At 61.1% G+C, this 23,079-nt stretch carries 21 protein-coding genes and 1 pseudogene; 11 read left to right on the forward strand and 11 right to left on the reverse strand.

Translation table 11 applies throughout. The features are described from left to right. Positions 1 to 257 precede the first annotated feature (257 nt). Positions 258 to 1,931 (forward strand): FAD-dependent oxidoreductase, encoded by a 1,674-nt coding sequence (locus HV770_RS10895; protein WP_175159386.1) that lies wholly within the window; start codon positions 258 to 260, stop codon positions 1,929 to 1,931. A gap of 304 nt (positions 1,932 to 2,235) precedes the next feature. Here HV770_RS10895 and HV770_RS10900 read toward each other — a convergent pair whose 3' ends face one another. The 6 genes and pseudogenes from HV770_RS10900 to HV770_RS10925 form a co-directional block, all read right to left on the reverse strand. Further along, entirely contained in the window at positions 2,236 to 3,423 is a 1,188-nt protein-coding gene (locus tag HV770_RS10900; RefSeq protein WP_175159387.1) for a porin, read from the reverse strand. Between the two features lie 71 nt (positions 3,424 to 3,494). Further along, positions 3,495 to 5,918 (reverse strand): glycoside hydrolase family 31 protein, encoded by a 2,424-nt coding sequence (locus HV770_RS10905; RefSeq protein ID WP_175159388.1) that lies wholly within the window; start codon positions 5,916 to 5,918, stop codon positions 3,495 to 3,497. A 19-nt stretch (positions 5,919 to 5,937) separates the two neighbouring features. Next, entirely contained in the window at positions 5,938 to 7,224 is a 1,287-nt protein-coding gene (locus tag HV770_RS10910) for an MFS transporter (protein ID WP_175159389.1), read from the reverse strand. Positions 7,225 to 7,665: 441 nt separating this feature from the next. Continuing rightward, positions 7,666 to 7,767 (reverse strand): annotated as a pseudogene (locus HV770_RS10915) (PepSY domain-containing protein); the annotation flags it as partial. 266 nt (positions 7,768 to 8,033) lie between these two features. Then, entirely contained in the window at positions 8,034 to 9,482 is a 1,449-nt protein-coding gene (locus HV770_RS10920) for a DEAD/DEAH box helicase (protein WP_175159391.1), read from the reverse strand. Between the two features lie 135 nt (positions 9,483 to 9,617). Then, the gene (locus HV770_RS10925) at positions 9,618 to 9,767 is read right to left on the reverse strand and encodes a hypothetical protein (protein ID WP_175159393.1); all 150 of its coding nucleotides are present in this window, start codon (positions 9,765 to 9,767) and stop codon (positions 9,618 to 9,620) included. Between the two features lie 359 nt (positions 9,768 to 10,126). Between HV770_RS10925 and HV770_RS10930 the strand changes: the two genes are divergently transcribed. Together HV770_RS10930 and HV770_RS10935 are read left to right on the forward strand one after the other, a co-directional pair. Beyond that, positions 10,127 to 10,684, forward strand: coding sequence for a TetR/AcrR family transcriptional regulator (locus HV770_RS10930; RefSeq protein WP_175159395.1), 558 nt, complete (start codon positions 10,127 to 10,129; stop codon positions 10,682 to 10,684). A 136-nt stretch (positions 10,685 to 10,820) separates the two neighbouring features. Beyond that, positions 10,821 to 11,771: an alpha/beta fold hydrolase gene (locus HV770_RS10935; protein ID WP_425497395.1), complete on the forward strand. Its 951-nt coding sequence runs from the start codon at positions 10,821 to 10,823 to the stop codon at positions 11,769 to 11,771. 15 nt (positions 11,772 to 11,786) lie between these two features. Here the strand turns inward: HV770_RS10935 and HV770_RS10940 are convergent, their stop codons facing one another. Both HV770_RS10940 and HV770_RS10945 read right to left on the reverse strand, forming a co-directional pair. Next, the gene (locus HV770_RS10940; protein ID WP_121324671.1) at positions 11,787 to 12,224 is read right to left on the reverse strand and encodes a YciI family protein; all 438 of its coding nucleotides are present in this window, start codon (positions 12,222 to 12,224) and stop codon (positions 11,787 to 11,789) included. 137 nt (positions 12,225 to 12,361) lie between these two features. Further along, entirely contained in the window at positions 12,362 to 13,705 is a 1,344-nt protein-coding gene (locus HV770_RS10945) for a PQQ-dependent sugar dehydrogenase (RefSeq protein ID WP_175159397.1), read from the reverse strand. A gap of 335 nt (positions 13,706 to 14,040) precedes the next feature. Between HV770_RS10945 and HV770_RS10950 the strand changes: the two genes are divergently transcribed. After that, positions 14,041 to 14,616 (forward strand): cytochrome b, encoded by a 576-nt coding sequence (locus HV770_RS10950; RefSeq protein WP_175159399.1) that lies wholly within the window; start codon positions 14,041 to 14,043, stop codon positions 14,614 to 14,616. 103 nt (positions 14,617 to 14,719) lie between these two features. Here HV770_RS10950 and HV770_RS10955 read toward each other — a convergent pair whose 3' ends face one another. Next, positions 14,720 to 15,871 carry an MFS transporter gene (locus tag HV770_RS10955; RefSeq protein WP_175159401.1) on the reverse strand — a complete coding sequence of 384 codons (1,152 nt, stop codon included), beginning with the start codon at positions 15,869 to 15,871 and terminating at the stop codon, positions 14,720 to 14,722. Between the two features lie 347 nt (positions 15,872 to 16,218). Between HV770_RS10955 and HV770_RS10960 the strand changes: the two genes are divergently transcribed. Further along, on the forward strand, positions 16,219 to 16,839 hold the full coding sequence (locus HV770_RS10960) for a TetR/AcrR family transcriptional regulator (protein WP_175159403.1): 621 nt from the start codon (positions 16,219 to 16,221) through the stop codon (positions 16,837 to 16,839). On the opposite strand, the gene HV770_RS10965 is transcribed toward HV770_RS10960, so the two are convergent. Together HV770_RS10965 and HV770_RS10970 are read right to left on the reverse strand one after the other, a co-directional pair. Continuing rightward, complete coding sequence (locus tag HV770_RS10965) at positions 16,732 to 17,100, reverse strand: SDR family oxidoreductase (protein WP_281366214.1); 369 nt, start codon at positions 17,098 to 17,100, stop codon at positions 16,732 to 16,734. The two genes, HV770_RS10960 and HV770_RS10965, sit on opposite strands and share 108 nt — an antisense overlap. 37 nt (positions 17,101 to 17,137) lie before the next feature. Then, positions 17,138 to 17,713, reverse strand: a complete 576-nt coding sequence (locus HV770_RS10970) for a TetR/AcrR family transcriptional regulator (protein ID WP_175159405.1) — start codon at positions 17,711 to 17,713, stop codon at positions 17,138 to 17,140. 136 nt (positions 17,714 to 17,849) lie between these two features. Between HV770_RS10970 and HV770_RS10975 the strand changes: the two genes are divergently transcribed. The 6 genes from HV770_RS10975 (at position 17,850) to HV770_RS11000 (ending at position 22,912) form a co-directional block, all read left to right on the forward strand. Then, entirely contained in the window at positions 17,850 to 18,533 is a 684-nt protein-coding gene (locus HV770_RS10975; RefSeq protein ID WP_175159407.1) for a glutathione S-transferase, read from the forward strand. A 235-nt stretch (positions 18,534 to 18,768) separates the two neighbouring features. After that, positions 18,769 to 19,650: a bifunctional helix-turn-helix transcriptional regulator/GNAT family N-acetyltransferase gene (locus HV770_RS10980; protein WP_175159409.1), complete on the forward strand. Its 882-nt coding sequence runs from the start codon at positions 18,769 to 18,771 to the stop codon at positions 19,648 to 19,650. 118 nt (positions 19,651 to 19,768) lie between these two features. Then, positions 19,769 to 20,650 carry an RNA polymerase sigma-70 factor gene (locus HV770_RS10985; protein ID WP_175159410.1) on the forward strand — a complete coding sequence of 294 codons (882 nt, stop codon included), beginning with the start codon at positions 19,769 to 19,771 and terminating at the stop codon, positions 20,648 to 20,650. 182 nt (positions 20,651 to 20,832) lie between these two features. Beyond that, entirely contained in the window at positions 20,833 to 21,312 is a 480-nt protein-coding gene (locus HV770_RS10990; protein WP_175159412.1) for a carboxymuconolactone decarboxylase family protein, read from the forward strand. Between the two features lie 70 nt (positions 21,313 to 21,382). Continuing rightward, the gene (locus HV770_RS10995) at positions 21,383 to 21,760 is read left to right on the forward strand and encodes a cupin domain-containing protein (RefSeq protein WP_246290858.1); all 378 of its coding nucleotides are present in this window, start codon (positions 21,383 to 21,385) and stop codon (positions 21,758 to 21,760) included. A 111-nt stretch (positions 21,761 to 21,871) separates the two neighbouring features. Then, on the forward strand, positions 21,872 to 22,912 hold the full coding sequence (locus HV770_RS11000; RefSeq protein ID WP_175159416.1) for a LysR family transcriptional regulator: 1,041 nt from the start codon (positions 21,872 to 21,874) through the stop codon (positions 22,910 to 22,912). The last annotated feature ends 167 nt before the right edge of the window (positions 22,913 to 23,079 follow it).

Below are 23,079 nucleotides of genomic sequence, written 5' to 3' on the forward strand. Positions count from 1 at the left end.
GACTCGCCCCGCCGCTATTTGAGACCGACCGTTCGCTTGCACAAGGGCGACTGCGCGACGCCGCCACTCAGCGCCCGTTCGCCTCGCACACCCGCGAGCGCCCCATCGCCAACTCCCGCGCACTTTACCTGGGGCAGAACTCGGGCGCACAATCTGTCCGGCTATGGCGGCCCGCGATACTCTCACCAGTTTGATCGGCAACCGCCCACAGACTCACTTCCGCACGCACAGTGCGCACACCCCTTCGGAACGCGTCCATGAGCAATAAGTCTTCAGGCAAACTGGAAGATCTGTTGGCAGGCGGCAGCCGCCACTACCAGATCTTTCCCAAGTTGGATGAGCGGCAATTCGCGCTTTTGGAACGATACGGCGAACGGCGCAAACTGATCACCGGCGACGTGCTGTTCTCCGAAGGCGAGCGCCATATACCCATGTTCGCTATCGTCTCCGGCACCATCGAGGCGACGAGGGGCACGGGCGAGAACATGCACGTGCTGGGTCTGCACGGGCCCGGCAGTTTCACCGGCGAAGTGGGAACGCTTGCGGGTCGCGCCGCGGTGGCGAGCGCCCGCGCGACCAGCGACTGCGAAGTGATCGTAATCGACGAGGAGTCGCTGCGCGCGCTCGTCATCGCTGAAGCGCAGTTGAGCGAAACGATCATGCGCGCCTATATCCTGCGGCGCGTCGCCTTCATTCAGGATCAGAACGGCGGCGTACTGGTCATCGGCAGCCCCGCCTCGCTGGACACGCTCAAGTTGCGGCATTTCCTGAGCCGCAACGCTCATCCCTTTGCCTACTTCGATATCGTCGAACACGAAGAAGCGAAAGCACTTCTTGAACGCTATGGCGCGACGGAAGCCGATTTGCCAGTGGTGATCACGTTGCAAGGAAACGTGCTGAAGCAGCCGACCCATCGAGCCGTCGCCGATGCGATCGGGCTGAGCCCCGACCGCCTGAATGGCGAGCAATTCGACGTGGTGGTAGTCGGCGCGGGACCGGGCGGTCTTGCGGCTGCGGTTTACGCGGCGTCCGAAGGATTGAGGGTGGCCGTGCTGGACACCAAGGCGCCGGGCGGCCAGGCGGGTACCAGTTCGAAGATCGAAAATTATTTCGGTTTCCCAACTGGCATCTCGGGGCAGGCGCTTGCCGGGCGCGGCCTGTCGCAATGTCGTAAATTCGGCGCCGAGGTCGGCGTGCCGATCGAAGTACTCGGCATCGAATGCCGCAATGCGCCGCCCTTTCACCTCCGTCTCAATTACGACGAGCATCTGTACGCCCGCTCGGTCGTGATCGCGACCGGCGCACGCTATCGCAAACCCATGCTGGAGCGCCTCGAACATTTCGAGGGACGCGGCATCTATTACAGCGCGACGTATATGGAAGCCGCGTTCTGTGCGCAGCAGGAGTTGGTCATCGTCGGCGGAGGCAACTCGGCGGGCCAGGCCGCGGTCTTTCTCGCGGGATTCGCCCGTCACGTGCATGTCGTGATTCGCGGTGACGGACTCAATGCGAGCATGTCGAACTATCTGATCAGGCGCATCGAGGCAGCCGCAAATATCATCGTTCATACGCGAACGCAGATCGTGGAATTGAACGGCGACACGCAACTCGAATCGATCAAATGGGACCGGCAAGGGCAGATCGAAGAAAAGACGATCCGCCATGTCTTCCTTTTTCTCGGTGCACAGCCCAATACCGCATGGCTTGGCGATTGCGTCGAACTCGACAGGAACGGCTTTGTGCTCACGGGACCCGATGCAATCAACACATGGTCTTCGGAGCGCCCCGCTCATTTTCTCGAAACGAGCCGGCCCGGCATCTTCGCGGTGGGTGACGTCCGCAGCGGCTCGGTCAAGAGAGTGGCGGCGGCTGTCGGGGAAGGCGCTGCTGCGGTTCAGTCTCTGCACCAGTTTCTCGCGCTCGGGGAGTGATGCCGGAATCGCCGCCGAAATGGTTGAAGCCGACCTCTCTACGAGGCCGGCTTCAGTGCCAGTGCTTTCCTGGCTGTCTGTTTGCGCTGCTGCATGTTTGCCAGTTTTCCCGGCCCAGACGCAACCTGCGTTCCATCGACTTGTCTTCGTCAACGCGCCTGGACGCAGTCAAACTGGCGGGCGTAATTTAGCACGCGACTATGCCGGATAACTGTTTCCAAAGCAGAGAAAGAGTCAAGAATTGTAATTTCGCGCGGGATGCCCGCCACCATCGGCAACGCGCAATCCCACGGCCTTCTGGCCCTTAAAACGCGTGCCTGAGCCCCACCATCCCGACGAATTGCGAAGGTCCGGACGACGGCGTCGTATTCTGCGAGTCACCGACCACCGCGACTGCATCGACGATACTCGTCGCGCCGACACCCGTTGCGACCAACGACTTGCCACGTGCATGCTGGTATGCCTGCAGCGCATAGAGCGTCGTGCGTGCGGACAGGTTGTACGTCTGTTCGAGCGAAATCTGTTGATAGCGTGCGGGATCACTGATGCCATTCGCCTTGCTGGCCTGCGTATAGCTGTAGCCCGCGCCGACTGTCACACTGGACGTGACCCGGTAGGTCGAAATCACGCCGTACGTATTGAACACGGCCTTGCTCGTAAACAGAGAACCATTGCCCGGCGTGTATTGCACGTTCGAATAGTTGATGCCGACCATCAGGTCCTGCAAGCTATAGCGCGCCGCCGCAGCAAACAGTTGTGCGCTACGCGCGGTAGCGTAGCCATTATTCACCGGCGAGTTGATTGCAAAGCTGCCGAGCGCCGCGCTCGTCGCGATGTCTTTCAGCTTCACGTAGCCCGCTGCAATCGCAAACGGCCTGTAATCGTAGCGAAACGCTGCGCTGAAATGGCTGCCGTTGGCAATGCTGCCCGGCACACCACCCAGCCCGTATTGCGCGCTCATCTGCAGGCCCGCAATAGTCGGCGATAGATAGGTTACCGAATTATTGAAGCGCAACGTCGTGTCGAGCGCGTCGATATCGCCGGGATGCGCGCCGGTCGCGCCGGTGAGCACGCCGGTCGGCCCGAGTGCGCCGACCATCTGGAAGTAAGGCGTGTATTGGCGGCCGAGCGTCACCGTGCCGTAGCGGTCATTCGCGAGGCCCACATAAGCCTGTCGATTGAACAGGTAGCCGGCGCTGCTTTGCGCGCCGGTCAGCGAATTAAAGCCGCTTTCGAGCCGGAAAATCGCCTTCGTGCCGCCGCCAATGTCTTCCGCGCCGAGCAGGCCGAACTTGCTCGCCTGCAGGTTGCCCTGGCTCATGTAGACGTTGGAGTGGCCGTTCTGATTGCTGACATAGGCAAACGCGTTATCGACGACGCCGTACAACGTCACGCTGCTTTGCGCCCATGCGCTGCTCGACGCCACTGCGCCCGCCAACGGCAGGCAGGAAAGGACGATCGCGCGGGTTCGCGCGCGCTTCAAAGTGTTCATCGCTTGCTGGTCTCCGGATTGAATGTCCGGCCTGATCCCTCAGGCCGGTGCTGGACGTTTTTTCGAGGGGTTCAGTGGGACAGGGAGATCGTCAGGCAGCGCCAGCCTTCGGCCGTGTGGTCGGCTGTGAGCGCTGCGCCGATGCACTCGATAGCTCGCGCTTCATGCATCGGCACGTAGAGGTGGACTTGCGTCTGCGGCTGTTGCATCCAGCCTTCACGTTCAACCGCAATGCGCAACGTATGCGCGTCGCCTGTCATCGCGACGTTCCAGCGGCCTTGCTCGCCGGTGCGCCAGGCTTCGCTTTCACCGTCGTCCTCGACGCAGCCGCCGCGCGTCACGCCGCCGCCGGCGTGCGGCACCGCCATGAACGCGCGTTCGTCAGCCGGGCGGCCGAAGTGCTGTTCGGCGATATTCAACGGCACCACGCTGCCTTCACGCAGCAGGAATACAGGCTGTTCGAAAGGCGCCGGCAGCGTCACCGTCTGACCACCGTCGAATGCTTCGCCGCTCCAGTACGACACCCAGCGCGTGCCCGCAGGCAGATACACGTCGCGCGTCGACTGGCCCGCCTCGACCACCGGCGCGACCAGCACCGACGAACCGAGCATCATGTCGTCGCCGTCTTCGAGGCAGCGCGGGTCGTGCGGAAACTCCGCGAACATCGGCCGCAAAACAGGTTCATAGGCGCTGTGCGATTGCCACAGCAGTTCGTACAAGTATGGGATCAACCGATAGCGCAGTTTGATCAGGTCGGCCACCTGCTGCGTGACCTCGGGGTACATCCACGGTTCGTTGACGGTGCCGTCGTCATTCCACGAGTGGATGCTAAAGCGCGGCAGGAAGATGCCGAACGCGACCCACCGCGCGAACAACTCCGGCCCCGGCGCCGGACCCGAGAAGCCGCCGATGTCATGGCCGCTGTTCGACACGCCGGACATCGCGAGTCCAAGGCCCATTTTCAGGTTGAAGCGCAACGTTTCCCACGACGTGTAGTTGTCGCCCGACCACGTCTGCACGTAGCGGTGCATGCCGACGCCGCCGGAGCGCGACACGAGGAACGGGCGCCGGTCGGGCGCATGCTCGCGCTGCGCATCGTGCGACGCGCGCATCATCATTTGCGTTTGCAGCACCTTCGTCTGGAGCGCCGGATACGGTTTGCCGAAGCCGCGCGCCATCGCGTCAGGCGACCAGATCTCGAACTCGTTGTTGTCGTTCCACGTCGCCGCAATGCCGTGCTTCAGCAGGCTTTCTTTCACGCGCGCCTTCCACCAGTCGATGGTGTCGGGATTCGTGAAGTCCAGATACGCGCCGACTTCGTCCCAGTACTGCACCCATGCCGGCTCGCCGTCGCGCGACTCGATCAGCAGACCCGCTCGGGCTGCGTCTTCGAATGCCGGATGATCCTGCAGCAGACACGGCTTGATGTTCGCGCACAGGCGCACGCCGTGATCGAGATAGCTCTGCACGAAGCCGTCGATATCCGGGAACTTCTCGTGATTCCAGTTGAACACGTAACGCTTCGGACCGATCGACGTATAGCCCGACGACAGATGAAACGAATCGCACAGCACGTCGTGCTCGCTGCATCGCTCGATGAATTCGCCCATGCGCTGCTGCGCGTCGGGCGCATCGGTGTAGCTCATGGTCGAGCCGGAGTAGCCCAGCCCCCACTTCGGCATCCAGGCGGGGCGGCCCGTCAGCCACGTGAAGCGGCGCACCGCATTCAACGGCGTGCCAGCGGACGCGATGAAGTAATAGTCGAGGTCACCATGCTCGGCGATGAAATGGCGGTAGTGGCCGTGGTAGTTGTCGAGCTCGCGGCCCATGTCGAAGCGGCAATCGGCGAGCGTGTCGTAGAACAGGCCGAAGCCGGTCGACGTTTGCGGCTGCCACGTCACGTAGAACGGGATGTGTTTGTAGAGCGGATCGGTCGTGCGCGCGCTGTAGCCCATCGCGTCGATATTGCGCATCTCGTAGCTCTGATGCGCGCGGTCGAGCGAACCGGCACGCTCGCCAAGTCCGACATACATTTCGTCCTTGCGACGCTCGATGTAGTGATACACGCGCTTGTCCCACCAGCCGAAGTTGTAGGACTGCGTCTTGCGATCGCTCATCACGCGATGCCAGGCGCCGTCGTGCAGGATCTCCCACGCGCACAGGCCGCCGGCGAGCGTGACCGTCAGGCGCACGCGCGCCGTCTCGAGCACCAGGTGCCGCGCGTCGTTCGACACCACAAACGGCGGCGGCGTGAAGCCGCTGAGGTCGCGACGCTCGCGCCCTTGCAGTGCGACGTCGTCGGTGCCCGGCGCGATCGCCCAGGTGCGTGGGCCGTGCAATTCGCCGTCGGGCAGCACGAGCACACGGATGATATCTTCCGCGAGAACGAACAGCTCGATTCGGCAGTTTTCCTGCGCGGTCAGAACAAGGTGGTTGTCGAGCTGGGACGACAACGCAAAACGTGGCGGGTGTTTTAGATTCGTCAGTGAACGCATGATGGGTCTTCGAATGAGGTCACGCAGGGGTGCCGGCGCCGTCGGCGATCGGACGCGGACGGCCGTCGGGCGAGACGCCGCGCATCAGGATGATCAGCAGCGTCGCGCCGATCAGGTCGAAAGCGCCGAGGGCGCCGAATAGTGGTGTATAGCCGATCGAGTCGGCCAGCGCGCCGACGAGCAGCGAGAAGCCGAGGCCGCCGATCCACGCGGCCATGCCCGCAAAGCCGGCCACGGTGCCGACCTCGCTCGGGTCGAACACGTCGGCGGCGAGCGTATTCACGAGCGCCGAGATCATCTGATGCGCGAAACCGCCCACGCAGAAGAGCGCGATGGCCTGATACGGCGAAGCGACGAGGCCGATGGCGGCCGGCCCGAGCATCATGAAAGCGCCGAGCACGACGCCCGCGATGCGTGACCAGATCAGCGGCACGCGCAGGTGTTTCATCAGGAACGGCGACAGATAACCGCCGAACAGCCCGCCCAGATCGGCGGCGAGAAAGGGCAGCCACGCGAACATCGCGATCTGCTTGAGATCCATGTGACGCTGGGTGGCGAGATAAAGGGGAATCCAGAAACTGAAGGTCTGCCACGCGGGTTCCGCAAAAAAGCGCGCTTGCGCAATTGCCCAGAACCGGCGCGTGCGCAATACCTCGCGAACGCTGCGGCGGCGGGGCGCGGCAGGCGCCTGTCCGCTGACGATCTTTTCGCGCTCCACCTCGCTGATGCGCGAGTGATCGGCCGGCGAGCGGTACAGCAGATACCATGCGGCGGCCCACACGAAGCCGAGCGCGCCCGTCGCGGCAAACGCGCTTTGCCAGCCATAGCGCAACGAGAGGAAGACGACGAGGGGCGGCGCGAGCAGCGAACCGAGCGAGGTGCCCGCGTTGAAATAACCCACTGCAATGGATTTCTCGCGATCGGGAAACCATTCGGCGACCACCTTCATGCCCGCGGGGATGGCGACCGCTTCGCTCAGCCCCATGAGCCCGCGCAATGCCGCAAGCGAGAGCCAGCCGCTCGCGAAACCGTGGAATACCCCGGTCAGCGACCAGAGGCAGGCGAACAGCGCGAAGCCGAGCCGCAGGCCAATCAGATCGATGATCACGCCGCACACCGGCTGCATCACCGTGTAGCCGATCTGGAAGGCGCCGACAACGTACGAATACTGCTGGGTGCTCATGTGCAGCAGCGGCATCAACTGCGGCGCCATTACGCCGAGCGAATTGCGCGAGAGATAGTTGACGATCGTGCCGAGACACACGAGCGCGATGATCCACCAGCGCAGTCCAACGATTGTTTTCAAGGTATCTCCGAATTTTCGATGCCGCGAGTCGCCTCGAGCGGTGCGCGAATTCGAACATTTTCCGTTCGTTTCGCTTCAGTCATCGTATCACTCGGAGATCGACATCACAGTAGGGAAAACCATGTATTCTTGTTATGCTATTGATTATATTGAGATATCTTTGAGGAAATTTTAGAAAGCACCGAGACTGTGATGTCTGATGACAAGCGTGATCACGCGCGTATTTTTTCTTTTCTGATTCACAAATGTTCGAATTTGCGGCCGATTCGAGTGATTGGCCGTCGAGCGGGAGTTGTCCGGATCGGTCTGCCGTGGCACGGGCGTTCGCGCGTCGAGAGATTGAGTGGGGAATGCCAGCGGCGTACAAGCGCCGAGGCAAGTGGTGAGCCGCTCAGCTGCGGCGCAGTGTTCCACCATAGCGGTCGAGGTGGATGGCAAGCACTTCACGACATCCAGCGTCTTGGTGTCGAAGTAAATCTCGACCTTCTTGCCTTGTTTGTTGTAGCCGTAGATTTCATAACAGCTGCCATCCACCTTGAGTCTTGGCCCGTATCGTCAGGTCTCCACGCTTTTCTCTCAGCCCCATATTCAGGCCGCGTGACATGTGCCGACCGGAACCGCTCGCCAAGGACTACCTCGACCGGACGCTCGCTACGCGTGATTTCAACGTGGCAGCGAAGTCGTTACGAATCCTGGATTTAGAACGCCGTCGCCCGACGACCTGATGCACGCCGAAGCCGCGCCGCTGCCTGCCTGCGGGCCGCAAACCGCCGGCCTGTTCCAGGGCTGGCGTTGCTACATCCGACGGATCAGGGTTGGCGTTTGGCGCGGCCACCAGCAAGTTTGCCAGCCGGCTTACGTGAACCCGCAACTGGCTTGCCGGCCGGTTTGCTGCGCGGCTTTTGCACGCTGAATGGGTTGCCGCTGGACAAGCTGGTGCCTTTACTCGCGGCCACAGCGCGTTGCGCCGCAGGCTTGCGTTTGTTTTCGCCGCTTTGCTGCGGGCGCGTTTTTTTGCTGAGCACCTGGATGGCGCCCGGCGCAGCTTGCGGCGCTTTGGGCTTCTTGGGCTTTTTGGGTTTCTTGATGATCTCGCCCGTCGCGCTGGTTTGCGGCACGCGATGTTCCGCTTCAAAACCCGGCTCTTCCTTACGGGACAGCGTTTGCCGGATCAGCGCTTCAATTGCGGCCAGTTGCGGCGCTTCATCGGCACACACAAGGGACACCGCCACGCCGCTGGCGCCCGCGCGGCCGGTACGGCCAATACGGTGCACATAGTCTTGCGCCACGATCGGCAGATCGACGTTGATCACCAGCGGCAGGTCGTCGATATCCAGCCCGCGCGCGGCCACATCGGTGGCGACCAGCATATGTACTTCGCCCGTCTTGAAGCGCTCCAGCGCACGCAGGCGCGCGGGTTGCGGTTTGTCGCCATGGATGGTGTCGACCGCATAGCCGGCTTCATCCAGCATGGCCGCCAGGTAATCCACGCCATTGCGGGTCTTGACGAACACCAGCGCGTGCTTCCAGTTGTTCTCGGCCACAAGGTGCATGAAGAGGTCAGGCTTGTTCTTTTTATCGACCGTCACCACCCACTGCCTGATCTTGCTGGCCGTGGCATTGGGCGGGCTGACGCTGATATTGACCGGGCCGCGCAGAATGCCCGCCGCCATGGCGCGGATATCATCGGTAAACGTGGCAGAGAACAGCAGGGTCTGGCGCTGAACGGGCAAGGCAGCAAAGACGGCGTTGAGTTCGCGCGCAAAGCCCAGATCCAGCATGCGGTCGGCTTCGTCCAGCACCAGCGTTTGTACTTGATCAAACTGCACTGCGTTCTGGCGATTGAGATCCAGCAAACGGCCCGGCGTGGCAACGAGCACATCCACGCCTTTGCGCAACTTCATCATCTGCGGATTGATACTCACACCGCCGTAGGCGGCCAGAAATTGTAAGTCGAGGCCTTTGCCGTAAACGATAAAGCTTTGCAGCACTTGTTCGGCCAGTTCACGCGTGGGCACCAGCACGAGAACACGCGCGCGGTTGCTAGACACTGCCGGGCCGTGTTGCACCAGCCGTTGCAGCAGCGGCAGCGCAAAACCCGCCGTTTTGCCAGTGCCGGTCTGTGCCGCAGCCATGACGTCCTTGCCACTGAGCACAGCAGGAATCGCCTTGGCCTGGACCGGCGTAGGTGTCTGGTAATTGAGGTCGTGCACATTGCGCAGCAAGGGCTCGATCAGGCCAAGCGAGGCAAAAGACATGGGCGCATTCCGGGCTAAAACCCCAATTCTAGCGGTTACTGCCTGATTGCACCGCGCAAATCAATGGTCCATAAGATCTACGTTGATCGCCACTGAAAGATGTAGCGCTGCCCGGCGCCGCACCAGCAAGCTGTTCTACGAGACACCGATGAGCAACGCTGCGGCCAGCGCCAGTCGCAATTGCATCAACAGCAAACGCGCCAGTGGACGCAAAAAAAGCCACGCCTGCATCTGCACCGCCACCGACTGCCCGAAATAAGGCCCGAGCCCCGCCACGTCATCCATGATCAGATCTGTCGCCGAGACGAAGATCAGTAAAAATCGGGACGGCACGAACAGGAATGCTTATTTAGCAAGATCGTCGAACTGCAAGGTGTCTGAACTATGCCGGCCACCGTCACTCTTCATCCAGCGTGCGACGAATGAGTCGTATCGGCCCGAAGCGGTCGCTGAACCTGGTATTTCCGAATGTCCGCTTCTGACCGAGGCCTGGGCTGGTCGGCCCGTCACAAGACAACGGGCACGGCACCGACGCATAAGAACATCTTGATTAGGAAATGAACATTTCCTATAATGCGGCGATGACTACGCGCAACCCTACTGCCAGACATTCCCGTGCCCCGGGACGCCCACGCGAATTTGACATGGATGTAGCGCTAGACGGCGCAATTCAGATTTTTCGCGAACGCGGCTATCACGCGACGTCCCTCGGAGACCTTGGGTCGGCGATGGAACTGACGGCCGGCAGTATCTATAAGGCCTTTGCCGATAAACGCGCCGTATTCGTTGCCGCGCTAGACCGCTACATTCACCTACGAAATGCGCAGTTACAGAGCCTGATCGATCGGGAGCCAACCGGACGGGACAAGGTGCGCGCTGTTCTGCATTTCTATGCAGAGTCAGCGCATGGCGTCGAGGGGAAGCGGGGCTGTCTTGTCGCTGGAAGCGCAACAGACCTCGCTACCTTCGATAGCGAGGTCGCCGGTCGTGTCGTAGCGGCCTTGCAGCGAATTGAAGTCATGTTCAGCCGTCTGATCAGTCTTGGCCAGACAGACGGCTCCATCACATCGGCCGTGGACTCAAAGGCCTCTGCCTGTGCACTGCTGAGTGTGGTGCAAGGTTTCAGGGTCGTCGGCAAGATGGGGCGATCGCGGGCGCACATGATGGCCGCAGCAGATCAGGCCATGCGGCTACTTGGCTAAAAAACCGCTGAAGGCATGATCCTCATCAAATGGAAGCTGCTCGACAAAATAGGAAACGAATATTTCCCAATGGGAATTTGCCGACAGGCAAACCCGTTACTGCTTTCGTCACCACCAAATCCAAGGAGTCTCATTCGTGACAGCGCATCTTTCGCCCACCCAATCAGGAAGTCCCACAATCGCAAACGAATTGCCTGCATCAAGGCCCGTTCCGGGACTGGCAGGATTCGAGCATCGGTTCGAGACCGTTAGCGGGCTTCGGCTGCACTACGTCACGGGAGGCAACCCGGACGGTGATGTGATTGTTTTACTCGCGGGATTTCCCGAGAGCTGGTTCGCCTGGCGCAAAGTCATGGGAATGCTCGCGACGACCTACAGAATCGTCGCGCCGGACCTTCCTGGGCAAGGTGATTCCGATCGGCCGGCAGACGGCTATGACACGCGGACCCTCGCGAACCATGTCCATGGCTTGCTCCAGCAACTCGGCGTGAAGCGGTACTTCGTCGCTGCGCACGACATAGGAGCGTGGGTTGCTTATCCTTACGCGGCATTGTTCAACAACGAAGTCCGCAGACTCGCGCTACTGGACGCGGGTATTCCGGGCATCACGCTGCCGGATGCCCTGTCGATCGCTCCCGAGCGTGCGTGGCGTACCTGGCATTTTGCATTCCACATGCTGCCGGACCTGCCGGAGACGTTGATAACCGGCAAGGAACGTGAATACCTCGACTGGTTTCTGCGTCGAAAGACGGCGAATCCCGATACTTTTACTGACGCGGATCTCGATGAATATCTGCGCACCTTCAAGAAAGACGGTGGCTTACGCGCCGGCCTTGCGTACTACCGTGCCGCGCATGTGTCCGCGCAGCAGAACCGCGAACTGAACGAACATGGCATGCTCAAGGTTCCGCTACTGGCCCTTGGTTCCGATCAAGGGTCCATCCCCGACATGGCAACACCTCTGCGCGCCTTCTTCGCCGATGTGCAGGGCCGCACCATTCGTCACTGTGGACACTTTCTGCCCGAAGAACAACCGCGAGCGGTCGCCGACGAACTCGCCGTGTTCTTTGGAATGGGCGACGAGTGAACTGGTATGTGGGCTTCACTTGCGCGCCTGCCAGACCGACTCGCTCCAGGTCGGTGCCGCTGCCCGGATGATGTCGAGGACATCTGGCGGGACGTCGCCCGCGCCGGTGAGTTGGCGCACCTCCAGTACATCGTCCGTGCCCAGACCGGATGGCGCGCGCAATGCCCAGGAAATCGCCTCCTCAAGCGATCCAACTTCGATGATGTAAAAGCCACCGACCAGTTCCTTGGACTCGGCAAACGGGCCATCAACGATGTAGCGTTTGCCCTTGCTAACCGCAATTCGCGCTCCGGGCGCTGCTGGGTTCAAGCCTTCGGAAGCCACCAGGACACCGGCCTTGTGCATCTCTTCGTTGAACTTCATGTACGCCGTGAGAAGGGCCTCGTCCAAACGGCCGCCTGCATCCGGCTCCTCCTTGTCTGCACTTGCTTGGGCTGTGATGATGAATCGCATCGTCATTCTCCTGAGTTCAATGGTGCTTCAGAACCACGACGAACGAAGGACCGTCGAATCGACACGTTGCGGTCGATTTCGACGTTCACGACGGGCAGCTAGTCGCCAAACGCGGGCGAACGCGAATCACGGCTGTGTCATTTGCCTGCCGGCGCAGTGTCAGCCGATTCGTGGTTGTTACGCGGCGCTACTCGCCATACAGCGTTACCGACGTCGTCAGCCACGAGCAAGGCCCCGTCCGCGTCCAGTGCGACGCCGACAGGTCGACCCAGGGCGTAGCCGTCTACCGTCAGAAAGCCAGTCAGAAAATCCTCAGGTAGGCCGACAGGTTTTCCATCGACAAATGGCACGAACACCACCTTGTAGCCCGTACGCGGTTTACGGTTCCATGACCCGTGCTGGCCAACAAACGCGCCGCCACGATAATGAGGCGGGAACAGCGTCCGGTCATAAAAGACCAGACCTAGCGAAGCCGTATGATTGCCGAGCGCATAGTCAGGCACGACGGCCTTTGCAACCATATCAGGGCGTTGCGGTTTGACGCGGGTGTCGATGTGCTGGCCATAATAGCTGTACGGAAAACCATAGAACGCCCCGTCTTTTACTGCTGTCATGTAGTCTGGCACCAGGTTATTGCCGAGATCGTCCCGCTCGTTGACTGCCGTCCACAATGCGCCGCTGTCCGGTTGCCACGAGAGCCCATTGGGGTTACGCAACCCTGTCGCGTAGGGCGCGAGGCGCCCGCTGTCCACGTCGAACTCGAGAATTCGCGCTCGGCCTTCTTCGGCGTCGACTCCGTTTTCCCCTGCGTTGCTGTTCGATCCCACCGTGATGTACAGACGCTTGCCGGAGCGATCGGCCAAAATATTTTTAGTCCAGTGATGATTGATCGGCCCGGCCGGCAAGTCGGCAACCTTGACGCCGGGGCTTGCAATCTGGGTGGTGCCCGTCACATAGTCGAAACGCAGCAGAGCGTCCGTATCGGCAACGTACAGTTGATTGCCAATGAGCGCCATCCCGAAGGGCGAGTGCAGGCCGCGCAGAAACACGGTGTGCATCCCTGCGACGCCGCTGCCGTCCACCTCGCGCAACAGCACAATACGATCGGGGCTCGGCACACCGGCGCCTGCGCGCTTCATGACCTGCTTTCTGACCCAGCCGAAGAGGCCGCTGCCTTCATCGTGTTCTTTTGGCGCGTCGCTTTCCGCTACCAGTACGTCACCATTGGGCAGCGTGTAAAGCCAGCGCGGGTGCGCGAGGCCACCGGCAAACTCGGTGACGATAAAGCCGGCGGGAGCGGTGGGGATGAAACCGTCGGGACGCTGAACAGGCGCGATGTTGACCATCGGAACCCACGACGTTTTCGGAGCGGGCATGGCGGGCGACGCGCCGAAGCCCGCATCGCTTGAACTCGATGGTCCGATCGCGCAGGAGGCCAGCGGCAAAATCATTGAAATAGCCAGACGGTTTAGCAGGCGCATGTGAGCTTCCAGCGAAGAGGGTTAATTGATGATGCACGGAAGGAATAGCAAGAAGCCGGCCCGTGACATTGCCTGCAAAGGCGCAAACCACTCCGTGATTCAAGCAAAAGACCTCGGCCTCCCGGCTTGCCGGTCTCGCTGACGCTATGTTGGCCTGTGCGGAATCAGCAGCGGAGTCGAGCATCCGGATCGCCCCCGCCGAACGTCAGGTTTCCTTAAGCTAAAGCCGCTAGTATCGGCCGGATTTGTGCAGTGCTTTTTTCGGGAATCAGTTCAAGATTCGCAGGCTGCGCGCCTCATCAATTCATCAAGTCGTGGCAACTTGAGGAGCAGGAATGGCGAAGGTGTTCGAAATGAAGCGTCCGGCATATGACGCAGTCGCGCGCATGCTGCACTGGCTAACCGTCCTGTTGGTCGCCACGCAGTTTGTGATCGGCTGGACGATGCCGGATGTCCACAAAGACACCCAGCCCGTCAACCTGATCGCCTGGCATCTTGGCGTGGGCGCGACGCTCGTCGCCGTGATGGCAATTCGGGTGATCTGGCGATTGACGCATCGGCCCGCGCCGGACGAGCTGCCGCCGCTACTCGCGGTCGTCTCCCGCATAACGCATGTTCTTCTCTACGCCGCCCTGGTGCTGGTGCCGCTGCTCGGCTGGATCAACGCGTCCTCACGCGGTTGGTCGGTCCGCTTGCTGGGCGTCGTGCCTTATCCGGCACTGAGCGAACCGGGCTCGGCCTTCGGCCATGAGATGGGGGATGTGCATGGCATCCTCGCATGGGTGCTCTTCGCATTGATTGGCCTGCATGTCGTCGCAGCGTTGTTCCACCGCTTTGTTCTGAAAGACCATGTGCTACAACGGATGCTGCCTCACACAGGGCCGTCGCGTGATCGGGGTCGAGACCGCTAGGGCCTGCCAACGCCCAAGGCTCACAAAGAGCCGCGTCGAATCAAGGCGATTGGCTCTGGCTACGCGCTGCGGTGCCGGGCTTCGATCGACTCGCCGATTCGGTCTAGTCGATGGCGCTGGTGTTTTTTACGTGTGCGTGACGCGATCCAACCTTGAAGCCGTGCGCTCGCGCGAGCCACGCGATGGCAAATCCGGTTGCAAGCAGAATCACCACAACCGGCGGAAAAGACTGTGCACCCCACGCATCCAGCAGCACGCCGCCCACGAGGCCGCCGCCGGCAATAGCACCGTTCCACGCCACCACGTTCATCGACAACGCCACGTCGGCACCCTCACCTGCGGTATCGGCCAGCGCGGTTTGCAGGAGCGTCGCCGCGCCGCCGAATGTCAGCCCCCACACGGTCACGCCGGCATATACGGCGGCCGGGACCCGTGCCAGCCAGACGAACAGCAGGGACACGACGGCGAAGATCGCCAGACTGGCCAGCACGGCGGCGCGCAGGTGGTGATCGACAAGGCGGCCTGCGACGCCGATGGCGACCAGTGCGGCTACACCGAAGATCAGTAGCACCACGTCCACATGCGCGGCGAGTCCAGCCTGCGCGACGAATGGCGCGACGTAGGTGTAGAGGATGTTGTGCGCCAGCATCCAGGCGATCACGACGGCCAGCACGGGCCGCACACCTGGTGTCGTGAACACTCTGCGCAAGGGCTGTCGCTCGTGACTGGCCTGCCCCGGATAATCGGGTACCGTCGCAAGTACCCACACGATCAGCACCAGGGTCAGCGCCGACATGAGGGCGAATGCACTGCGCCAGCTTATGGCGGTACCTAACCATGTTCCCAGGGGAACGCCCAGCGATAACGCGATCGGCGAGCCGATCATCGCCACGGCCAACGCCTTGCCTTGCTGGTGCGCCGGCACCATGCGGCGCGCGTAGCCGGCCAGCAGGCTCCACGCCAGACCCGCCGACACGCCTGCGAAGAACCTAGCCGCAAGCGTCAACCAGTAGTTCGACGATAGTGCCGTGATCGAGTTGAATACCAGGAACCCGATGATCGTCAGCAGTAGCACGTTGCGCCGTCGCCAGCCTTGCGTGGCAATGGTCAGCGGGATGGCTGCAAGCAGCGAACCCATGGCATAGGCCGTGACGGTCTGGCCCGCCAGCGAGGTCGACATGCCGAGGCCAGCCGCTATCTGCGGCAGCAGCCCCGCCGGCAGGGTTTCGGTGATGATGCAGATGAAGCCGGTCATGGCCAGCGCCAGGAGCGCAGTGATCGGCAAACGGTCGTCCTTGGTCGTGCTAGCCGTTGAAGTCAAAGTCGTCACAATGTTTTCTCAATGATGGGAGGGCTTCATCAGCCTGGCCCTGGATCCAGCGTTTTATATGTATCAATCGGTACATATGTGGGAGAAAAGTTCTATCTGCACGCGCGCTAGAGCTGATACGGGAAGTAGGAAACCAGCGTTGTCCGCTAAAACGAGCTTACGTCTTTCGCCTACATATGTATTGATCGGTACATTAATCGCCCGAAGGCAAGATTGTCAACGAGTTATGTATCGTTTAGTATTTAAGTTATCGAATTTTCCCGGAGTTCGACATGGCGACCATGGGACGCCCACGGACGTTCGACCGAGACAAGGCGGTCGAGCAAGCGCTGCACATCTTTTGGCAGAACGGCTACGAATCGACGTCGCTGAGCCAGTTGAAGGCTGGAATCAGCAACGGGATCTCCGCACCGAGCTTTTACGCGGCCTTCGGTTCCAAGGAGGCGTTGTTTCAGGAATGCACGACGCTCTACCTGTCTACCTTTGCACAGGTGACGGAATCTCTATGGGACACCAATCTCGCTCCGCGTGATGCCATCGAAACGGCACTGCGCAGTTCGGCCAGGATGCAGTGCGAGCGCGGACACCCAAAAGGCTGCATGGTCGGCCTGGGCGCCATGAGCGCTCCAACCGAAGAAAACGCGGGCGTGACCGTGCCGTTGACACGCTCGCGGGCGCGGACGCGAGCAGGCATCACCGCATGTGTGCAACGGGGTGTCGACAGTGGAGAACTGCGCGCCGATATTGATGTTCGAGCACTGGCGACCGTTTTCGACGCGTTCCTGTTAGGCCTGTCCACCCTCGCGCGCGACGGTATTCGCCACGCCGTCATGGATGTCTCTATCACCCAGATCATGTTGGTGTGGGATGCGTCGAAAACCATAACGGGCTAGCCGATAGATGACGTTAGCTGCTAGCCGACCGACCGCTTGCTGACACGATAGAGTCGAGATGTGACGCCGTGGCCGCCTCTTTCGGCTGGCGGTGGCCGAATAAAAATGCGAGGCTCCTGAGCCGAGACATTGGAGCAGCAAGATGCCGCCGTCGATCACCGCCTGCGCGCCCAACATGTACCGCGAAATGTCAGTCGCCAGAAATAGCGCCGCTGTGGCGATATCGCTCGCTTCGCCCATCCGGCCCACCGGCATCTGCACCTCGAAGGCCAGGAGGCGTCGTACCGACTTTTTTCTGCTATGCCGGCAAAAGACCAGCGATACGGTAGCTTTCAATTAACCCATCATAAACAGAGACATCCGCGCGACTCCTGGCGATGAGTTGAGCGCCAGCGACGGCCGCGAAGATGGCGCGAGCACGCCCCGCGCGCTCCTCGGCGCGGGCAAGGGCCGTGGCGGCTAGCACCTTGCTCAGCCATGCAACATTCACATCAGCAAAGGTTTGGACCTCTTTCGTCACCGCCGCCGGCAAGTCATCAGATTCGGCGGCCATGAAGCTGCAGAGGCATATGCGATTACCACGCTCCAGTGCCTTGCGAAAGGTATCCGGATAGCGGCGCAGACAGTCGATCGGATTCGCGGATTCGGCCCAAAGTGCATCCAGCGTGGCTGCCGAGTCTTCCCAATAACGCCTCGCCACCGCTGCGCCGAGATCGGACTTGCTTGCGAAGTGATGATAGATGCTCGCGGCCTTGATGCCGACAGCATCAGCCAGATCACGAAAATTCAGGCCGCTATAGCCGTGCGCTTGCGCAATCTCTGTAGCAGCCACCAGGATTCGTTCCCTGGAGCTCAAGCCCGAATCGTTCTTCACTACGACCGCCTCCGCAAACTGGAATGACTGTTGACATAGCGAATTATACCCTCTATCGTAAACCTAACAAACGTTAGGTAGGTAGATGGCTCCCCTACCCTCCGAACCCGAGTAACAGCCACCTGGAGAGGTAAGCATGACATCAGGCGTCATTCAATTCGATGTAACCAAACTCCCCATCATGACGATTTACGATTTCCCCAAGGGACCTTATCCGACACGCGTGCGTATCGCCTTGGCCGAAAAGAATCTGCAATCGCGCGTCGAGTTCGTGATGGTCGATCTTTACACGGGAGAGCACAAAAGGCCCGAGTTCATCTCAGGGAAAAACTACTCGGGTACGCTGCCGGTCCTCGAACTCCACGACGGAACCTGCATCGCCGAATGCACCGCCATCACCGAATACCTTGATGCGCTCGATGGCGCACCCACGCTGACCGGTAAAACACCGCTCGACAAGGGCGTGATCCACATGATGAGCAAGCGCGCCGAGCTGGAATTGCTCGACGCCATCAGTGTCTATTTCCACCACGCCACGCCTGGGCTCGGGCCCGAAGTCGAGCTTTATCAGAACCCCGAATGGGGGTTTCGTCAGCGCGACAAAGCCCTCAGGGGCATGCAGTACTTCAATGACGTTCTGAAAAAACAGCCGTTTGTCGCCGGGGATGCATTCTCGATGGCCGACATCACCGTCATCGGCGGCCTGGTCTTTGCGTCGATCGTGAAGCTGGCGGTGCCCGCAGAGTGCGAAGCCCTTCTCGCCTGGTACGCGAGAATGCGCGAACGCCCGAGCGTCAAGAGCCAGCCGGCGTTTGCCTGAAATCGCAGCTGTTGTGGGCCTTCATTGATGCGCGACCACTCTTTGGTTGCAAAACTGGTGCGACCGGTACGCATGAGTCGGACGACTGGTGAACTCACTCGCGACAGAATGGCTACGACGCCGAGGCTGATCCGGAAGTCAATCCTGTCAACGAGGATCCGTCGTTCCGGCGCAAGGCACCGCATTGCTCGACTTTATGTTGACGGATTCCATATCTCTGACTAAAGTCAGAAATATGGAATCCGACATTCTCCACATCCGTCGCTTTAACCGCATAGTCGCCGAAAGCATTGGCGCTATCGATGACCATTTCCTCGGAAGGGGACGCCCGATGGGTGAATCACGCCTGCTATGGGAGATTGGTGTCGAAGGTGCGGATATTCGCGCTCTGCGCGCGCGTCTAAATCTTGATTCAGGCTATGTCAGCCGGACGTTGGCATCTCTTGAACGGCAAAAACTTGTTGCTGTTCTCGCTCATTCGGACGACCGGCGGGTACGCCGGGTTTGCCTCACTCAGAGAGGCCTCATGGAAAGGGCCGAACTCGAACGGCTCTCTGACGAGGTCGCTTTGCGCGCGCTCGAACCGCTCGGCGATGAACAGCGTCGAAGACTGGTCGCAGCCATGTCCGAGGTTGAGCGTTTGCTGCAGGCATCCCTTGTGAATTTCGCGCTAGAGGATCCCGACACTGATGACGCGCGATGGTGCTTTGAACAGTATTTTGGCGAGCTTGATCAGCGCTTTGAAGGAGGATTCGACCCGTCCAGCAGCCTGTCGGCGGATGCGCATGAACTGAAGGCACCGGCAGGCGCATTGATCGTCGCGAGACTCCATGGAAAGCCAATCGGCTGCGTCGCGCTGAAATTTCATAAGAAGTCGCCAGCCGAGCTCAAAAGAATGTGGGTGAGCCCTTCCGCCCGCGGTATGGGTGTAGGCCGCCGACTGATGGTCGAGGCGGAGAAACGCGCTCGGCAGGCCAAAGTGCGCGTTATTCGCCTGGAGACAAATCGAACTCTGGGTGAGGCGATTGCGCTCTACCGGCAATCTGGATACGTCGAAGTCGATGCGTTCAGCGCGGAACCGTATGCCCATCACTGGTTTGAAAAGCGACTGGTCTGAACGGCCGTCACTCTTTGCTCAGCGGACTTGCAACTGTCGCTGATGATCCTCTCCTATGATCCTGACGATGAAGCGCACTCCCTCCTCCCTCGACACGCCGCATCAAGAGCCCACCCCAATGGATGACGCGACCCACATCTTCGACAAGCTTCGCCCTCGACTGCAGGGCATCGCGTACCGGATGCTCGCGTCGGTTGCGGAAGCCGAAGATGTCGTCCAGGACGCATGGCTGCGATGGCATGGCGCCGAGCGCGCCGCCATCGACAATCCGGAAGCATGGCTCGTATCGGTCACCACGCGTTTGTCGATCGACCGCTTGCGCGCCGCCAAGGTGCAGCGCGAGCACTACGCCGGTATCTGGCTTCCGGAGCCGCACATCATCGAGTCACCGGTCACGCCCGAGGAGATCAAGGAGCGCGCGGACGACGTATCGGTTGCGTTCCTGATGCTGCTCGAACGACTGACGCCCGAGGCGCGCGCAGCATTCCTGCTGCGAGAAGTTTTCGATGCCGACTACGACGAAGTGGCAAACGCCATCGGCAAAAGCGAAGCCGCTTGCCGTCAGTTGGTGAGCCGTGCAAAAACGCAGTTGCGCGATGAGCGGCCGCGTTTCGCGGTGTCGCGCGAAAGCCATCTGCGATTGCTGCAAGTGTTCGCACAGGCGTTGGAGCGCGGCGACTTCGCGGCCATCAACGGCATGCTCGCTGAAGACGCCGTGCTCGTCGGCGATGGCGGCGGCCGCGTGCCGAGCTTCCCGAAACCGATGGTCGGCGGCAGGCGCATCGCGCAACTGTTCTACGCCGCGAGCCGGCGCTTTGGCAACGACCTGCGCATCGAACTCGCGGTACTCAACGGACAGTGGGCACTGTTGCGCTTCATCGAAGGCACGTTGGAATCGGCACAGTCGTACGAGACCGATGGCGAGCGGATCGTGCGCATCCAGATACAGCGCAATCCTGCCAAGCTCGTGCGTCTCGCGGCCGCATTCGGAGCTTGCTGAAGATTTTCTCCCCGGCGGCAGGCGCTGGCGCGATTGGTGTCGAGCAGGCAACAGCGTGAGCATCCTGGCGTGTCTACCGGGCTCGGGCGGCGGAACCTACCATGGTTTCCGTACGGCACATCGCCGACACCGATGCCCCGGTCGCCGAAGGGCGCCGGCTTCATTCCCGCCAGGAGAAAATCATGAGCCAACGCATCAACTACATTCAGCAATCGCCAGAACTGTTCAAGAAGTTTCTCGAGTTCAGCAACCTGCTGGGCGACAGCGCCATCGAGGAATCGGTCCGCGATCTCGTCGCGGTCCGCGCTTCGCAGATGAACGGCTGCGGCTTCTGTGTCGACATGCACGTGAAGCAGGCGAAGATCCACGGCGAGCGCGAGTTGCGCCTGCATCATCTGGCCGCCTGGCGCGAATCGACGCTGTTTGCGCCGCGCGAACGGGCCGCGCTCGCGTGGACCGAAATCCTCACGCGCCTGCCCGAACAAGGCGTTCCCGACGACATTTACGAGCGCGTCCGCACGCAGTTTTCGGAGAAGGAACTGTCGGATCTGACTTATGACGTGATGGCGATCAACGGTTGGAACCGCGCGAACGTCGCCTTCAAGACCGTGCCGGGCTCGTCGGACAAAGCGTTCGGTCTCGACAAGGCCGGCCTTGCATGAGTGACGGCCGCGCCCGCGCGGCCTTTACAGGAGAAACGTCATGTCGAGCTCGAAAAAACTCGCGTTGCTGATGCCGCTGCTGTGCTCGGCGTGGTTTGCGGAGCCGGCCAGCGCCGCGCCCGAAGCGATCGTCACACCTGTGATGGAGCAGCCGCTTGCGGACTATCCCGGCAAGGAAGCGCTGATGATCACGGTCGTCTACCCGCCCGGCGCCGCCGATCCCGTCCATCGGCACGATGCGCATGGCTTCATCTATGTGCTGGAAGGGTCGATCGTGATGGGTGTCAAGGGCGGCAAGGAAGTGACGCTGACGCCTGGGCAGAGCTTCTATGAAGGGCCGAACGACATTCACACGGTCGGCCGGAACGCCAGCGCCACGCAGCCGGCGAAGTTTCTCGTCCTGCTGCTGAAGAATAAAAACGCGCCGGTGCTGACGCCGGTGAAGTGAAGTGATCCACCCGCCTGTGACATCGTCCGCCGAACAAAAAATGGCGGATCGTGTCACAGCGCGCGCGCGTCGCCCGTCTTGAGGATATGCACACCTTCGACCCGACCCGCCATGCCTGACACGCACGCGTTTCGCCGACCATCGGCACCCTCTTCCCTTTCCGCCCCCGCTTGCGAGGATTCGCTCGCCAGCAGCTTCGCCACCAGCTACGCGGGCGTCATCGCGTTTCTGGCGGTCGCCAGCGAAGGCAGTTTCGCCAAGGCCGGCGACCGGCTCGGCATCGGCCGCTCGGCCGTGAGCCGCAACATCCAGAAGCTCGAAGCGCAACTGGATGCGCGCCTCTTTCTGCGCACCACCCGCAGCACCTCGCTCACGCGCGAAGGCGAACTTTTCTACGAGAACTGCCATCCGGGCGTTGAGCGCATCGTGCAGGCGTTGGAGGAAATGCGCGAGCTTCGCAGCGGGCCGCCGCGCGGGCAATTACGCATCTGTTCGACAAGCGGCTTCGGCCGTGCGATCGTCGCGCCGCTGTTGCGCGGTTTTCACGAGCGCTACCCGGATATCGCGCTCGACATGCTGCTCAACGATAATCCGGCCAATTTCACGGCCGACCGCGTCGACGTCGCTTTCCGCGATGGACGCATGGAGGACAGTCAGGTCGTCGCCAAGCAGTTGATTCCGATGCAGATGATCGTCTGCGCGTCGCCCGCCTACGCACGCGAGCACGGCTTGCCGCGCAGCGTGGCGGAGCTGGCGGCGCATCGCTGCATCAACTTGCGGGCGGCGTCGGGACGCATCGCCGAATGGGAGTTCAAGGTCAACGGCCTGCCGCACAGGATGACGCCCAACGCCCCACACACGTTCAACGATCCGGACCTCGTGCTGCAAGCCGTGCGCGACGGCTCGGGCATTGCGCAGTTCGCCGCGTACCAGGTCTGCGACGCGCTGCGCGACGGGCGGCTGCGGTCCTGCCTCGAGCAATACGCACCCGACGATCGCGGCCACTACATCTGCTATCTGAGCCGCAAACATCTTCCCGCGCGTATCCGTGTATTCGTCGATTACATGACAGAACAAACGCGCGCGCTTGACCTCGACTGCATGACCGCATTCCCGGAACTTTCCGCATTGCCCGCGGCGCACGCGCGCTGACTGGTGTCGTCACGGCAACAGTGCGAGTCGCGGCGCGAGTCTACCGGGCGCCGCGTCCGACGCCTACTATTCACCTCGTACGAGGACCAGATAAATCAGGTCTCCGATACAGCCCAACTGCGACGCATCGTGTGCGATGCGCGCGCCACACTCCGAGACATATCCGT

The sequence above is a fragment of the Paraburkholderia fynbosensis genome, from assembly GCF_902859935.1.
Lineage (GTDB): Bacteria > Pseudomonadota > Gammaproteobacteria > Burkholderiales > Burkholderiaceae > Paraburkholderia > Paraburkholderia fynbosensis.

Coding starts and splice junctions, on each gene's coding strand:
- HV770_RS10895 (WP_175159386.1), top strand. CDS start 258: ATGAGCAATAAGTCTTCAGGCAAACTGGAAGATCTGTTGGCAGGCGGC.
- HV770_RS10900 (WP_175159387.1), bottom strand. CDS start 3,423: ATGAACACTTTGAAGCGCGCGCGAACCCGCGCGATCGTCCTTTCCTGC.
- HV770_RS10905 (WP_175159388.1), bottom strand. CDS start 5,918: ATGCGTTCACTGACGAATCTAAAACACCCGCCACGTTTTGCGTTGTCG.
- HV770_RS10920 (WP_175159391.1), bottom strand. CDS start 9,482: ATGTCTTTTGCCTCGCTTGGCCTGATCGAGCCCTTGCTGCGCAATGTG.
- HV770_RS10925 (WP_175159393.1), bottom strand. CDS start 9,767: ATGGATGACGTGGCGGGGCTCGGGCCTTATTTCGGGCAGTCGGTGGCG.
- HV770_RS10930 (WP_175159395.1), top strand. CDS start 10,127: ATGGATGTAGCGCTAGACGGCGCAATTCAGATTTTTCGCGAACGCGGC.
- HV770_RS10940 (WP_121324671.1), bottom strand. CDS start 12,224: ATGCGATTCATCATCACAGCCCAAGCAAGTGCAGACAAGGAGGAGCCG.
- HV770_RS10945 (WP_175159397.1), bottom strand. CDS start 13,705: ATGCGCCTGCTAAACCGTCTGGCTATTTCAATGATTTTGCCGCTGGCC.
- HV770_RS10950 (WP_175159399.1), top strand. CDS start 14,041: ATGGCGAAGGTGTTCGAAATGAAGCGTCCGGCATATGACGCAGTCGCG.
- HV770_RS10955 (WP_175159401.1), bottom strand. CDS start 15,871: ATGACCGGCTTCATCTGCATCATCACCGAAACCCTGCCGGCGGGGCTG.
- HV770_RS10960 (WP_175159403.1), top strand. CDS start 16,219: ATGGCGACCATGGGACGCCCACGGACGTTCGACCGAGACAAGGCGGTC.
- HV770_RS10975 (WP_175159407.1), top strand. CDS start 17,850: ATGACATCAGGCGTCATTCAATTCGATGTAACCAAACTCCCCATCATG.
- HV770_RS10980 (WP_175159409.1), top strand. CDS start 18,769: ATGGAATCCGACATTCTCCACATCCGTCGCTTTAACCGCATAGTCGCC.
- HV770_RS10985 (WP_175159410.1), top strand. CDS start 19,769: ATGGATGACGCGACCCACATCTTCGACAAGCTTCGCCCTCGACTGCAG.
- HV770_RS10990 (WP_175159412.1), top strand. CDS start 20,833: ATGAGCCAACGCATCAACTACATTCAGCAATCGCCAGAACTGTTCAAG.
- HV770_RS10995 (WP_246290858.1), top strand. CDS start 21,383: ATGCCGCTGCTGTGCTCGGCGTGGTTTGCGGAGCCGGCCAGCGCCGCG.
- HV770_RS11000 (WP_175159416.1), top strand. CDS start 21,872: ATGCCTGACACGCACGCGTTTCGCCGACCATCGGCACCCTCTTCCCTT.